The 12,427-nt window shown below is 64.1% G+C and carries 12 protein-coding genes and 1 riboswitch; of the genes, 5 read left to right on the top strand and 7 right to left on the bottom strand.

Features of this window, described 5'->3' with window-relative positions; all coding sequences use genetic code 11:
• Window position 1: 1 nt before the first annotated feature.
• The 4 genes from AC0JZ4_RS01495 to AC0JZ4_RS01480 are packed head-to-tail and all read right to left on the bottom strand — an operon-like array spanning window position 2 to window position 3,453.
• Window positions 2–373, bottom strand: coding sequence for a winged helix-turn-helix domain-containing protein (locus AC0JZ4_RS01495; RefSeq protein WP_471884699.1), 372 nt, complete (start codon window positions 371–373; stop codon window positions 2–4).
• Window positions 370–1,818, bottom strand: a complete 1,449-nt coding sequence (locus AC0JZ4_RS01490; protein WP_471884698.1) for an FAD-binding oxidoreductase — start codon at window positions 1,816–1,818, stop codon at window positions 370–372. Before AC0JZ4_RS01490 ends, AC0JZ4_RS01495 begins: the two co-directional genes overlap by 4 nt.
• A 2-nt stretch (window positions 1,819–1,820) precedes the next feature.
• Window positions 1,821–2,813: an L-threonylcarbamoyladenylate synthase gene (locus AC0JZ4_RS01485; protein WP_471884697.1), complete on the bottom strand. Its 993-nt coding sequence runs from the start codon at window positions 2,811–2,813 to the stop codon at window positions 1,821–1,823.
• A 31-nt stretch (window positions 2,814–2,844) separates the two neighbouring features.
• Entirely contained in the window at window positions 2,845–3,453 is a 609-nt protein-coding gene (locus AC0JZ4_RS01480; RefSeq protein WP_471884696.1) for a DUF6656 family protein, read from the bottom strand.
• A 161-nt stretch (window positions 3,454–3,614) separates the two neighbouring features.
• A riboswitch (cobalamin riboswitch) is annotated at window positions 3,615–3,851 on the top strand.
• A gap of 93 nt (window positions 3,852–3,944) precedes the next feature.
• Between AC0JZ4_RS01480 and AC0JZ4_RS01475 the strand changes: the two genes are divergently transcribed.
• The 3 genes from AC0JZ4_RS01475 to AC0JZ4_RS01465 all read left to right on the top strand — a co-directional run bounded on the left by AC0JZ4_RS01475 (window position 3,945) and on the right by AC0JZ4_RS01465 (window position 6,398).
• Complete coding sequence (locus AC0JZ4_RS01475) at window positions 3,945–5,189, top strand: aromatic ring-hydroxylating oxygenase subunit alpha (RefSeq protein WP_471884695.1); 1,245 nt, start codon at window positions 3,945–3,947, stop codon at window positions 5,187–5,189.
• Window positions 5,190–5,268: 79 nt separating this feature from the next.
• A complete protein-coding gene (locus tag AC0JZ4_RS01470; protein ID WP_471884694.1) occupies window positions 5,269–5,727 on the top strand; it encodes a BA14K family protein in 459 nt (152 codons plus the stop codon).
• A 185-nt stretch (window positions 5,728–5,912) separates the two neighbouring features.
• Window positions 5,913–6,398 (top strand): BA14K family protein, encoded by a 486-nt coding sequence (locus AC0JZ4_RS01465; protein WP_471884693.1) that lies wholly within the window; start codon window positions 5,913–5,915, stop codon window positions 6,396–6,398.
• A 78-nt stretch (window positions 6,399–6,476) separates the two neighbouring features.
• Here the strand turns inward: AC0JZ4_RS01465 and AC0JZ4_RS01460 are convergent, their stop codons facing one another.
• A complete protein-coding gene (locus AC0JZ4_RS01460; protein WP_471884692.1) occupies window positions 6,477–7,481 on the bottom strand; it encodes a transporter in 1,005 nt (334 codons plus the stop codon).
• A gap of 215 nt (window positions 7,482–7,696) precedes the next feature.
• Between AC0JZ4_RS01460 and AC0JZ4_RS01455 the strand changes: the two genes are divergently transcribed.
• On the top strand, window positions 7,697–9,478 hold the full coding sequence (locus AC0JZ4_RS01455; RefSeq protein WP_471884691.1) for an acyl-CoA dehydrogenase: 1,782 nt from the start codon (window positions 7,697–7,699) through the stop codon (window positions 9,476–9,478).
• Window positions 9,479–9,491: 13 nt separating this feature from the next.
• Entirely contained in the window at window positions 9,492–10,247 is a 756-nt protein-coding gene (locus tag AC0JZ4_RS01450) for a crotonase/enoyl-CoA hydratase family protein (RefSeq protein WP_471884690.1), read from the top strand.
• 3 nt (window positions 10,248–10,250) lie between these two features.
• On the opposite strand, the gene AC0JZ4_RS01445 is transcribed toward AC0JZ4_RS01450, so the two are convergent.
• Together AC0JZ4_RS01445 and AC0JZ4_RS01440 are read right to left on the bottom strand one after the other, a co-directional pair.
• Window positions 10,251–11,495: a class I SAM-dependent RNA methyltransferase gene (locus AC0JZ4_RS01445; protein ID WP_471884689.1), complete on the bottom strand. Its 1,245-nt coding sequence runs from the start codon at window positions 11,493–11,495 to the stop codon at window positions 10,251–10,253.
• A complete protein-coding gene (locus tag AC0JZ4_RS01440; protein WP_471884688.1) occupies window positions 11,492–12,247 on the bottom strand; it encodes a TlyA family RNA methyltransferase in 756 nt (251 codons plus the stop codon). The genes AC0JZ4_RS01445 and AC0JZ4_RS01440 overlap by 4 nt, the downstream gene beginning before the upstream one ends.
• Window positions 12,248–12,427 lie beyond the last annotated feature (180 nt).

Below are 12,427 nucleotides of genomic sequence, written 5' to 3'. Positions count from 1 at the left end.
GTCAGTCTTTGGAGGGCGGGGTGAAGGCCGGATCGATGTTGGCTGACAGCCATTCCAAATCGGCGCCCGCCGCCTCCTTCATCGCCGCTTCCATGCGCCGGTAGCGGGTGAGAAGTTCCTCGCCGAATTCCGTCAGCCCCGCGCCACCGCCGCTTTTGCCGCCATGGCGGGTGGCGATCGACGGCACCTTGAACATCCGGTTGATCTCGTCGGCGAGAAGCCAGGCGCGACGGTAGGACATGCCGATCGAGGCACCTGCGGCGCGGATCGAGCCATGCTCGACGATCAGCTCCAACAGCTGCGCCTTGCCCGGTCCCAGCCGGACGCCGATATCGAAATCGATGCGAATCGTCGCCTTGCGGATATGGCTCATTCGGCGCGTCCCGAAGACCCGGCCAAGACCTTGCCGGGGTTCATGATCCCGGCCGGGTCGAAAGCCGTCTTGATCCGGTGCATAAGCTCCATCTCGATCGGCGAGCGGATATGGGACAGCTCGTCGCGCTTCAGCTGGCCGATCCCGTGCTCGGCCGAAATCGAGCCGCCGAGTTCAAGCACAACCGCATGGACGATCTCGTTGATCTCGCGCCAGCGATCGAGAAACGCCTGCTTGTCAGCACTCACCGGCTGGGAAATGTTGTAATGGATGTTGCCATCGCCCAGATGCCCGAAGGCGCAGATGCGGGCGCCGGGCATGGCGGCCATCACGCCCTTTTCCGCCAGCGCCATGAATTCCGGTATTTTCGACACCGGCACGGAAACGTCATGCTTGATCGAGCCGCCTTCCGGTTTCTGCGCATCCGACATGCTTTCGCGCATGTGCCACAGCGCCTTCTGCTGCGCCACCGACGAGGCGATCACGGCATCCTGCACCAGCCCGGCTTCAAACCCCTGTTCGAGCAGCGAATTGACCATCACTTCGGCGGTCTCCGCCGAATCCGAGGTCGATATGTCGATCAGCGCATACCAGGCATGCGGGCTCTCCAGCGGATCGCGCACGCCGTCGATATGGCGGCTGGTGAATTCGATGCCGATGCGCGGCATCAGCTCGAAACCGGTCAGCGCCGTGCCGCACAGGGTCGAGGCCTTGTCGAACAGCTTCAGCGCATCTTCGGGCGAGGCAAGCCCCGCCAGCGCCACCTGATGGCCGACCGGGCGGGGAAAGAGTTTCAACACCGCGCCGGTAATGATCCCGAGCGTTCCCTCCGCGCCGATGAACAGGTCGCGCAGATCGTATCCCGTGTTGTCCTTCTTCAGCCGGCGCAGTCCGTCCCAGATCTCGCCGGTCGGCAGCACCACTTCCAGCCCGAGGCAAAGCTGGCGCATGTTGCCATAGGCGAGCACAGCCGTTCCGCCGGCATTGGTGGAAAGATTGCCGCCGATCCGGCACGAGCCTTCCGAGCCGAGCGACAGCGGAAACAGCCGCTCGACCTTTTCCGCCGCCGTATGCACGTCGGCCAGAATGACGCCGCCATCGACCACCAGAACATTGGCGACCGGATCGACATCGCGGATCCTGTTCATCCGCTCCAGCGACAGCAGAATGTCGCTGCCGCCGGCGCGCGGCGTCTGCCCACCGACCAGACCGGTATTGCCCGTCTGCGGCACGATTGCGGTGCCCGTCTGGCTGGCAAGCGTCATGATGGCGGAAACCTCGGCCGTCGAGCCGGGTTTCAGAAGCATCGGCGACGACCCCTTGTAGAGGCCACGGTTTTCGATCAGGCGCGGCGCAAGCTCCGTCTGGTCGCGCACCACATTGGCTTCGCCGACGATTGCCGCAAAGCGGTCGAGCAGGTCCGCTGCCGGTGTCATCACGTCCATGCCTAAGTCTCCCCATCGCGTGGCGCTGCCGCGCGCGCCAGTCTGTCGTTGATCGCTTCGCCCAGTCCCCCGTCGGGAATGGCGGTAATGGCAATATGCGCCGCACCCGTGGCATCGGCGCGCTTCAGGTATTCGAACAGGTTTGCCGCCGCTTCCGCAAGGCTGCCGGATGGGCTGAGATCGAAAACCGCCTTGGCTTTCTCGATGCCTGTAACCTGCACATCATGAAAGCGGATCAGCGCCTCGCCCTCTTCGACGGATGTCGCATTCAGCCGCACCGCCGCCCCCGGCGCATAATGGGAGGCGAGCATGCCCGGCGCCTCGATGATCGCCGCCGGCCCCTCGCGCCGCCTGATCGCCCGGCCCGCAACGCTGGCGATCTCGTCGGCGGCAAGCCCGCCGGGGCGCAGCAGCAGTATCGTGCCGGTTTCGGGATCGACGCGGATGATCGTCGATTCGACACCCACCGGCGAAGCGCCGCCGTCGATGATCAGCTCCAGCTTCCCGCCGAGATCATCCATCACATGGCGTGCGCTGGTCGGGCTGATCTTGCCGGATGTATTGGCGCTCGGTGCCGCAAGCGGCCGGTCATAGGCGCGGATGAGGTCGCTGGCGAAACCGGCCGGGCAGCGCAGGCCGACCGTTTCCAGTCCCGCCGTCGCCAGCGGATGGATCGCGCTGCCGGGTTTCAAGGGCAGGATGATGGTCAGCGGTCCGGGCCAGAAGGCCTCCGCCAGCTTGCGCGACAGGGGATCGAACACCGCATAGCGCTCCGCCATGGCGATATCGCAGACGTGGCAGATCAGCGGGTTGAAGCGCGGCCGGCCCTTTGTCTCGTAGATCGTCGAGATCGCTTCCGCCCGCGTCGCGTCGGCAGCAAGCCCGTAGACGGTCTCGGTCGGAATGGCGACGGGAAGGTCAAGGCCGAGCACGCGGGTGCCTTCGCGGATCGCGCGTTCAGGTTCTGCTTTTATGTCGATGATTGCGGCTGTCATGTGCCGTCAATACAGCCTCGGGGCCGCGGCTTCAAAGCCTTTTGATGATTTCGCGTACGGTCGCATCCGGCGCGCCGAGCATCAGCACGTTGCGCATCGCCTCGCGCGGGTCGCTGGTCTGGAACAACAGCCCGTTCTGCCGGAAACTGCGGTCGATCTTCGCCCCTTGGCCGGCCTCGCCCTCGATCGCCACGGCGAAATACATGCGTGAACCGCGCGGATTGATCCGGGCAAAGAAGTCGTCCTCCTCGCCGATCTCGGAGAAGAAGTTGGCGATGTAGAAGGACCACGTCACCAGCGCTTCGGGAGAAAAGAACGTCCGCGCCGCCGTCACATGGCAATAGCCCAGATGCGGGCTGCCATCGAGCGTGCGGTGAAAGATGAGCTTCGGCAGGCTGATCGAGCGATGGAAGGTGTTGAGCCGCATATGCGTCGTCTCACCGGCGGTCTCTAGCTTGCGCCCGGTCTTCTCCGCCACCTCGTCATGGCTGAGATATCGGCGCTCGTCCGGTATCCAGATCGGCCGCGCGCGGGAAATCTTGCCGGTGCGCAGGAATTCCGAATGGGCGGTCGCGTTGCGCTGTGGCGCGGTAAACGGCCGCTGTCCATTGACCTCGTAATAGCGGATCTGTCCTGGCATTGTCCTGACTCTTCCGTTCTCGATCGCGGCGGATCGTATTAGTAACATCTTAACAGTGTCTTTCCGCCGCACAGCTTGCCGATCCGGCACGAAACAGGCCCCGTCGCCAATACAGTCGCCGATGTCGCAATGTCGCCTATGCGACAGGCGGCAGTCACGTTTAAATGCGATCAAGCTCATGGTGCCGCCTCGCTAGGGGAGGCGGAGAATTGGGAAGCCGGCGGGTCGATTGAGACCTTACCGGCGCTGCCCCCGCAACGGTGGCGGAGTTGAAGGCATGGCACGGGGGAAACCCCGAACCACTGGGACAGAGCCGAACGGCCGCTCGGGAAGGTGCCATGTCAGTCCTTTAGGGATAGCTCCGAAGCCCGGAAACCAGCCTGAGCCGGAGTGATGACCGATCGCGGTGGGCGTTCGGGACAGGAATTGGCGGAATGTGTAACCGTCGGCTTGTCCATGCCCCGTCGCTTGCCTGGAGTGCGAGGAAGCATATGGACATTCATAGTCAGGTTCTGCGGCAGCTTAAGAACCGCCGCGAAGGTTTCAGCCTTGAACAGCCGTTCTATATCGATCCGGATTACTACAAGCTCGACATGGAGATGATCTGGTATCGCGACTGGCTGTTCGTCGGCCATGACTGCGAGCTGGAAAAGGGCGGCATGTATTTCACCCTTCAGGTGGGTGATTACCCGGTCCTCGTCATCCGCACCCGCGAAGGCGATATCCGCGCCTTCCACAACACCTGCCGCCATCGCGGCCACCGCGTCTGCACCAAGGATACGGGTTCGGCGACGCGCCTTGTCTGTCCCTATCACCAGTGGACCTACCAGCATGACGGCTCGCTGATGTCGGCCCGCCATATGGGCGACAATTTCGACAAGAAGCAGTTCGGCCTGAAACCCCTCCACTGCCAGGTCGTCGCGGGCTACATCTTCATCTGTCTGGCGCAGGAAGCCCCGGACTTCGCGCCCGTGCGTGCCACGATCGAGCCCTACATGGCGCCGCACCGCATTTCCGAAACCAAGGTCGCCGCCAAGAATACGATCATCGAGAAGGGCAACTGGAAACTCGTCTGGGAAAACAACCGCGAGTGCTACCACTGCGCCGGCAATCACCCGGAACTCTGCCGCACCTACCCGGAAGCGCCGACCGCGACCGGCGTGCAGGGCGCCGGCGACGATCCGTTCATCTCCGAACACTGGAGCCGTTGCGAGGCCGCCGGCCTGCCGAGCACCTTCAACATGTCGCGTGATGGCCAGTTCCGCGTTGCCCGCATGCCGCTCGTCGAGGATGCCGAGAGCTATACGATGAACGGCCGCCCGGCGGTTGCCCGCTCGCTGTCGGAAGACGTGACGATCTCCCACATCGGCACGATGCTGATGTTCCACTATCCGACCACCTGGAACCACATGCTGGTCGACCATGCGATCTCCTTCCGCGTCATCCCGATCGGGCCGGAAGAAACCGCGGTAACCACCACCTGGCTGGTCAACAAGGAAGCGGTCGAAGGCGTCGATTACAATGTCGACGAACTCACCCATGTGTGGAACATGACCAACGACCAGGACCGCCAGATCGTCGAGGAAAATGCCTTCGGCATCCGCTCGCCGGCCTACGAGCCGGGTCCCTATTCGGAAGCCCATGAGGGCGGCGTCATGCAGTTCGTCGAATGGTACGCCAACTTCATGATCGACCGGCTGAAGGGCAAGGACGCGACGCTCTCGGCTGTCGCCTGACCGGTAAAAGTTCCATTGGAACAAAATCGGGGTGTTTCGCATTGTAGATCGCCAATCTACAGATGAGGAAACATCCCCGATGACCGCATTCCGCATGCGCCTTGCCACTGCGCTGACGGCGGCTGCCGTTCTGGCCACGAGTTTCATGCCCGCCGCCGCCATGCCGGCGGTTCAGGTCATGCCGGTTCCGGTTGCCTCTGCCGCCAATGCTGCGCAGGTAACGGAAGTCCAGTATCGCGACCGTGACCGCCGCAGCTATCGCCAGGATCGCCGCTACTATCGCCAGGGCTATCACAACGGCCATCGCGGCTATCGCGAGCGCCGCCGCGGCTATCGCTATCACAACGGTTACTGGTTCCCGCTTGCAGCCTTTGCGACCGGCGCGATCATCGGCGGTGCGATCGCCAACCAGCCGCGTGCCTCGGGCGGCAGCCACGTCCAGTGGTGCGCCAACCGCTACCGCACCTACCGCGCTTCCGACAACACCTATATTCCGAGCGCCGGCATTCGCCGCACCTGCGTTTCGCCTTACAGGTAAGCAACCGGCAGGTGATTGAATTGACGGGCGTAACGGAGGCGTGAACGCCACCGAAGCGCCCGTTAATCTGCGGTTCAGCGAGAAATTTCTAAGGCTGCTGCGAAATAGATTTCTGGAATGCGGAATACAGGAACGTTTGCAACGTTCTCTGCTCGTGTCTCAACAAGGGAATGGAGAGTTAAGAGATGACTCTGTTCAAGAAGATCGCAGTCGCCGCCGTGTCGGCCATCGTGCTTGCAGGCTCGCTGGGGTCCGCCCAGGCGCTGCCTTTGCCGGCAGTCCCGAGCGCCCCGGTGGCGTCTGACGTGACCAATGTCCAGTATTATCGCGACTACGGTCCTCCGCGTCGCTGGCGTGGCGACGGCCCGCGTCGTGGCTGGTATGGCGGCCATCGCGGTTACCGCGAGTCCCGTCGTGGCTATCGCCGCCACAATGACGGCTACTGGTACCCGCTGGCAGCCTTCGGCGCCGGCGCGCTGATCGGCGGTGCCATCGCCTCGCAGCCGCGCTATGTGCAGCCCGCACCGGCCCCGGTCTATCGCAGCAGCGGTGGCCTCAATCCGCGCCACTACGACTGGTGTGCCGGCCGCTATCGTTCCTACGACAGCTATTCCAACACCTTCCAGCCGTATAACGGCCCGCGCCAGACCTGCTACTCGCCCTTCTATTGATTAGGGCAGGCAAGGCCACGGCATGACATTCGAACCCGCGCTCCGCGAAATCACCGGAGCGCGGGTTTTTCGTTGCGGCTAAAGGATACCCACCCGCCGCAGCAGCCACCAGGCGGCGGCGACGGACAGCACGATCGCGCCGAAGGCGAAGGCGGTGCCGTGCAGGCCTTCGGCAAACGGCAGCGACGAGGTGTTCATGCCGAAAAAGCCCGTCACCAGCGAAGGCGGCAGCAGGAAGGCGGTCATCAGCGACAGGATGTAGAGGTGGCGGTTGGTTTCCGACGAAAGCTTGGAATCGATTTCCTCGTGCAGGAGCCGCGCCCGCTCCTGCAGCGCATAGACGTCGTGGTCCACCGCCTCCAGCCGGCCGATCAGGCGTGCCGCCGCATCGTCGAAGCCGGGCGGCATGTCGTCCTCGTCGGCCGCCATCGCGCGGCGCATCAGGGTCAAAACGGTGCGCAGGTGCCGATGCAGCCGCACGATGGTGCGCCGGACCGGCGCCAGCCTGCGCCGCTCGTCTTTCGGCGCGTTGTCGTAGACGAAATCCTCGATCAGGTTCAGTTCGTCGGTCAGCTCCATGACGAGCGAGATCATCGTCCGCTGGAACTCCGCCACCAAAGTCTCGAACACGTCGATCGGCCGGTGATAGCGTGCCGCGTTCTTCTCGACTGCTGACTTCAGCCGGTCTATCGAGCGCAGCGGCTGCAGTCGCGTGGTGATGATGATCCTGTCGGAGACGAAGAAATGCAGCCAGCCGATATCGCGGGTATCGCTGTCGAACTCCTTCTGGAAATCGATCATCGTGCCATAGACCAGCCCTTCGTCGAGAATGACCGCGGCATGGGTGTCGCGTGTCGTCAGCGCCGCAAGTGCGGGCTGCGTCAGCCCCGGCAGGCTTTCCAGAAACGCCGGCACGCGGCTGTCGGCAAGGTTCAGGTGCAGCCACAGAAAGCCGTCGGAAACGGTCAGCTCGTTGACCGTCGCCTCCAGCGGCAGCCGCACGCAGGAACGTGTCGGCGCATCGAAGCGATAGGCCCAGACGAGGCCGGGAATGGCGGGCGTCATCAGCGGCGGCGTGTCCATCGGCTTTCTCCAGCGGTCCGTGCCTGTCTTACGCCGAACTCACGAAGGAATCTTTAGCGCCGTGAGGGCGTGGCGCTCCGATTATTTCACTTTCCCCTCATACGCGTCTGGATCATGATGAAACAACCTGCCGATTGACAATCGCATTGACGTTTACGTAAAACGTCAATTGTTGCCGAAAAAGGCAAGGCTGCACTTTTGATGAGGAGGATCATATGTACAGCGCCCCGGTGGAGGAGATCTCCTTCACGCTGAACCATGTCGCAGGTTTGAGTGCCGCCCTGGAGGAGGGCCGCTTCGGCGACCTGAGCCCCGACCTTGTCGAGGCCATCCTTGCCGAGGCCGGCCGTTTCGCCACCGGCGAGATAGCCCCGCGCGGCGATGCCGGGGACCGCGAGGGCGCGACCTTTTCCGAAGGTGAGGTGAAGACGCCGGAAGGCTGGCCGGATCTCTACCGCTTCTGGCGCGAGGGCGGCTGGAACGGCCTGACCGCGCCGGAAGCCTATGGCGGCCAGAACCTGCCGCATATGCTCAACGTCGCGGCGCTGGAAATGTGGAATTCCGCCTCCATGGCCTTCGCGCTCGCCCCGACGCTGACGATGGGTGCCGTCGAAGCGCTGGTCGCCCATGGCTCGCAGCCGCTGAAGGATGTCTTTCTGGAAAAGATGGTGTCGGGCGAGTGGACCGGCACGATGAACCTGACCGAACCCCATGCCGGTTCGGATCTCGGCGTGCTGAAGACCCGCGCCGAACGCCGCGACGACGGCACCTACCGCATATTCGGTCAGAAGATCTTCATCACCTGGGGCGAGCATGATGCCGCCGACAACATCATCCATCTGGTTCTCGCCCGCCTGACCGACGCACCCGCCGGCACGCGCGGCATCTCGCTCTTTCTCGTGCCGAAATTCCTCGTCGAAGCGGACGGTTCGCTCGGCGAGCACAATGACGTGCTTTGTCACTCGATCGAGCACAAGCTGGGCATCCACGGCTCGCCCACCTGCACGATGATCTTCGGCGACGGCCGCTACGGCGAGGAAATGGGCGCGGTCGGCTATCTCGTCGGCGAGGAGAACAAAGGCCTGGCCTGCATGTTCACGATGATGAACAATGCTCGCCTGGCCGTCGGCATCCAGGGCGTGGCGGTCGCCGAAGCCGCCACCCAGAAGGCGCTGGCCTTCGCCAAGGAACGCACCCAGGGCAAGGCGCCCGGCGCCCCCGGTGACGGCATGAACCCGATCGTCGAGCACCCCGATGTCGCGCAGATGCTTCTGACCATGAAGGCGCTGACGCAGGGCGCACGCGCCATCTGCTATGCCTGTGCCCACGCCACCGACATGTCGCATCATAGCCGAGGTGATGAGGCCCGCCATTGGGCCGAGCGTGCCGCGCTGCTCACCCCGATCGCAAAGTCCTTCTCCACCGATATCGGCGTCGATGTCGCCTCGCTCGGCATCCAGGTCCATGGCGGCATGGGCTTCATCGAGGAAACCGGTGCCGCCCGCTATCTGCGCGATGCCCGCATCGCGCCGATCTACGAGGGCACCAACGGCATCCAGGCGATCGATCTCGTCACCCGTAAGCTGCCGCTCTCCGGCGGCGATCAGGTCCGCAGCCTGTTGTCGGAACTGAAACAGGTGGCCGACCAAGTATCCGCCCGTGATGCCGCCGTCTTCGGCGAAACCGCTGGCCGCCTGCGTGCAGCGATCGCGGCGCTCGAAACGGCAACCAACTGGCTCATCGAAGCGCAGGCGCAGGGCCGCCTTGCCGAAGCGTTGGCGGGAGCTACATCCTACCAGCGCCTGTTCGGCCTCGTGCTGACCGGCGTCCATCTGGCCAAGGGCGGTCTCGTGGCGCTCGACAATGGCGAGGGCGACAAGCGCGCCGCGCTCTGCCGTTTCATGGCGGAAAACCTGCTTGCCGAAACCTCGGCACTGAAAGACCGCGTCATTGCCGGTGCGACGAGCCTTGCGGCCGCCCGCGCCAACCTGGATTAAGGGGAATGCCTTTTTGACCGAACATATTATCGTCGAGCAGCTTGCGGCCTATCCGGGCGTCATGATCATCCGCTTCAACCGGCCGGACAAGAAGAACGCCATCACGTCGCCCATGTACCGGCGCATGACGGAAGCGCTGGAAGAGGCCAATGCCGACGACATGATCAAGGTCGTCGCCTTTCTCGGCACCGAGGGCTGCTTTTCCGCCGGCAACGACATGGGCGATTTTCTTGCCCACGCGACATCGGGCACCACCGAGCCGCCGGCCGCCGCCACCTTCATCAAGGCACTGGCGCTGTCCGAAAAGCCGTTGGTTTCCGGCGTCGACGGTCTGGCGATCGGCATCGGCACGACGCTCAACCTGCATTGCGACATGACGGTCGCCTCGGGCCGCAGCCTGTTCAGGACGCCCTTCGTCGATCTGGCGCTGGTGCCGGAAGCGGCCTCCAGTCTGCTCGCGCCGCGCGTCATGGGGCACCAGCGGGCCTTCGCCCTGCTTGTCGCCGGCGAGGATTTCACCGCCGAGGCAGCCTTGGCCGCCGGTCTGATCTGGGAGGTCGTCGCCCCCGATGCGGTGGAAATGGAAACGCTCGCCATCGCCTTCGAGCTGGCCAAGAAGCCGCCGGAAGCGCTGAAGATCGCCCGCAGCCTCGTCCGCGGCCCGCGTCAGGACGTGCTGGACCGCATGGACGAGGAACTCGCCCACTTTTCCGAACGGCTTAAAAGCGCGGAAGCGCGCGCCGCCTTCGAGGCCTTCATGGCGCGGTAAGGCTCACTTCGTCAGCAGTGCCACGGCTTCCACATGCGGCGACCAGAGAAACTGGTCGATCGGCGTCACCGACTTGATGCGGTAACCGGCATCGACGAGGACTTTCAGGTCGCGCGCCAGCGTCGCCGGGTTGCAGCTGACGGCGGCGATCGTCTTGATGCCGGAGCCCGCAAGTTCCTTCACCTGCGTTTCCGCCCCCGCCCGCGGCGGATCGAACACGGCCGCGTCGTAGACTTTCAGTTCCTTCATCGTCACGGCGTGGCGGAAGAGATCGCGCTTCTCGATTGTGACGGGCTTCAGTCCCTGCGTATTGCGGGCGGCGGCATCCAGCGCCTTCAAAGGCTTGTCCTCGCCCTCGACCGCATGCACCTTCGCCTTGCGGGCGATCCTGAGCGAAAACGTGCCGGACCCGGCAAACAGGTCGATCACCCGCTTGGCCTTGCCCAGATGGCCGATGACCAGCGCCGCCATGGCGTCTTCGGCCGGCTTCGTTGCCTGGGTGAAGGCGCCCGGCGGTGGCGAGATTTTCACGCCGTCGAATTCGATCACCGGCCTGACCGGCTCCAGCACCGTCTCGCCGTTGACGGTGACGCGGGCAATGCCCTTCAGCGACAGCACGGCCTCGGTGACTGCGCGGCGCTGACGGTCGTCGAGCTTCTTCAGGCCCTCGGCGGCAAGGTCGAGGCCGGGCAGCGTTTCGAGCACGGTGAGCCGGAACGTCTCCGCCCCTTGCGCAAGCGCCGCCGCCACGGTGCGGATCGCCGCAAGCCTCGCCACGATTCCGGGCGAGGCGATAGGACATTCGACGATTGAAACGATGTGGTTCGTCTCTGCGCGGTTGAAGCCGAGCAGCAGCTCCTTCTCGGTCTTGCGCACCGAAAACACGGTGCGCCGCCGCTCGCCCGGCTGGCAGGTCACGGTTTCGCCGACCTCGGGCGTCAGGCCGCGCGCCTTTAGCGCATCGACCACCAGGTTGCGCTTGAAGGCGTTATAGGCGGGGGCGGCCAGATGCTGCAGCGAGCAGCCGCCGCAATTGTCGCCGTCCGGGTCGAAATGCCGACAGAGCGGCTCGATCCGGTCCGGCGAGATGTTGGACGTCGACATGACGGTGCCGTGGTCGCCGTTGCGGGCGATCGCCAGCGTTTCGCCGGGCAGCGCGTAGGGCACGTAGACCGGACCGTCCTCGCCCTCGGCAATGCCGTGGCCCTGGGCGCCCAGCCGTTCGATGGTGATCGTGACCGTGCTCATTCCGGCTTCCTTCCTGCCAGGAGAAATTCGACATTGCCGTCGCCGCCGGCGATCGGCGAGGGGATCATGCCAAGGCTTTCCCAGCCCATCTCCTCGGCAAGCCAGCGCTCCAGCTCGGCCGCCACCTGCGGTGCCGTGTCCGGCTGTTTCAACAGTCCGCCCTTGCCGATCGCCTCGCGACCGGCCTCGAATTGCGGCTTGACCAGAAGCACGCAAGTCGCACCCGGCTGCGCCATCTCCAGCGCCGGCGGCAGGGCCAGCTTCAACGAGATGAACGAGACGTCGGAGACGATGAACTCGACGGCCATGTCGTCGATATCGTCCTCCGTCATCTCTCGGGCATTGAGCCCCTCGATATTGGTGACGCGCTCGTCGTCGCGGATCTTCTCGTGCATCTGGTCATGGCCGACATCGATGGCCATCACATGCTCGGCTCCGCGCTCCAGGAGGACCTGAGTAAATCCACCCGTCGAGGCGCCGACGTCGAGGCAGAGAAGACCGTCCGGATCGAGCTTGAAATGATCGAGCGCGCCGATCAGCTTCAGGGCCGCCCGTGACACATAGGTGCTTGCCGGATCGTCGACGACGATCTTCGCCTCCGAGGAAACGGTCTGTGCCGGCTTGGTCACGACTTTGCCGTCCACCGTCACGGTGCCGCGTGCAACGGCATCGCGGGCGCGGGCGCGGCTGTCGAAAAGGTTGAGCGAGACCAGCAGCTGGTCGAGGCGAGTGGTGGGAGCGTGTTGCGTCATGCGCTCTATTCCCTGTTTCTGCGTCGCAAGGCAAGGGGCAAGAGAGCGGGAACGCAAGGAAGCTCGAGGACGCGTGAAAATCCCGAAATTGCGGCTGTGTGGCAAAATTCTAAAATTCGGGATCGTCCGTAAAGCAGGTGGTAGCGATTTTCCGCTACGTGAGGATCACGCGACGCAGAA

The organism is [Rhizobium] kunmingense (assembly GCF_977018605.1).
This window is presented reverse-complemented; position numbering and strand designations above follow the sequence as displayed.

Excerpts from the sequence above, each read along its gene's own strand:
- AC0JZ4_RS01470 (WP_471884694.1), top strand. The coding sequence starts at position 5,269 with ATGACCGCATTCCGCATGCGCCTTGCCACTGCGCTGACGGCGGCTGCC.
- AC0JZ4_RS01465 (WP_471884693.1), top strand. The coding sequence starts at position 5,913 with ATGACTCTGTTCAAGAAGATCGCAGTCGCCGCCGTGTCGGCCATCGTG.
- AC0JZ4_RS01455 (WP_471884691.1), top strand. The coding sequence starts at position 7,697 with ATGTACAGCGCCCCGGTGGAGGAGATCTCCTTCACGCTGAACCATGTC.
- AC0JZ4_RS01440 (WP_471884688.1), bottom strand. The coding sequence starts at position 12,247 with ATGACGCAACACGCTCCCACCACTCGCCTCGACCAGCTGCTGGTCTCG.
- AC0JZ4_RS01445 (WP_471884689.1), bottom strand. The coding sequence starts at position 11,495 with ATGAGCACGGTCACGATCACCATCGAACGGCTGGGCGCCCAGGGCCAC.
- AC0JZ4_RS01480 (WP_471884696.1), bottom strand. The coding sequence starts at position 3,453 with ATGCCAGGACAGATCCGCTATTACGAGGTCAATGGACAGCGGCCGTTT.
- AC0JZ4_RS01485 (WP_471884697.1), bottom strand. The coding sequence starts at position 2,813 with ATGACAGCCGCAATCATCGACATAAAAGCAGAACCTGAACGCGCGATC.
- AC0JZ4_RS01490 (WP_471884698.1), bottom strand. The coding sequence starts at position 1,818 with ATGGACGTGATGACACCGGCAGCGGACCTGCTCGACCGCTTTGCGGCA.
- AC0JZ4_RS01460 (WP_471884692.1), bottom strand. The coding sequence starts at position 7,481 with ATGGACACGCCGCCGCTGATGACGCCCGCCATTCCCGGCCTCGTCTGG.
- AC0JZ4_RS01495 (WP_471884699.1), bottom strand. The coding sequence starts at position 373 with ATGAGCCATATCCGCAAGGCGACGATTCGCATCGATTTCGATATCGGC.
- AC0JZ4_RS01475 (WP_471884695.1), top strand. The coding sequence starts at position 3,945 with ATGGACATTCATAGTCAGGTTCTGCGGCAGCTTAAGAACCGCCGCGAA.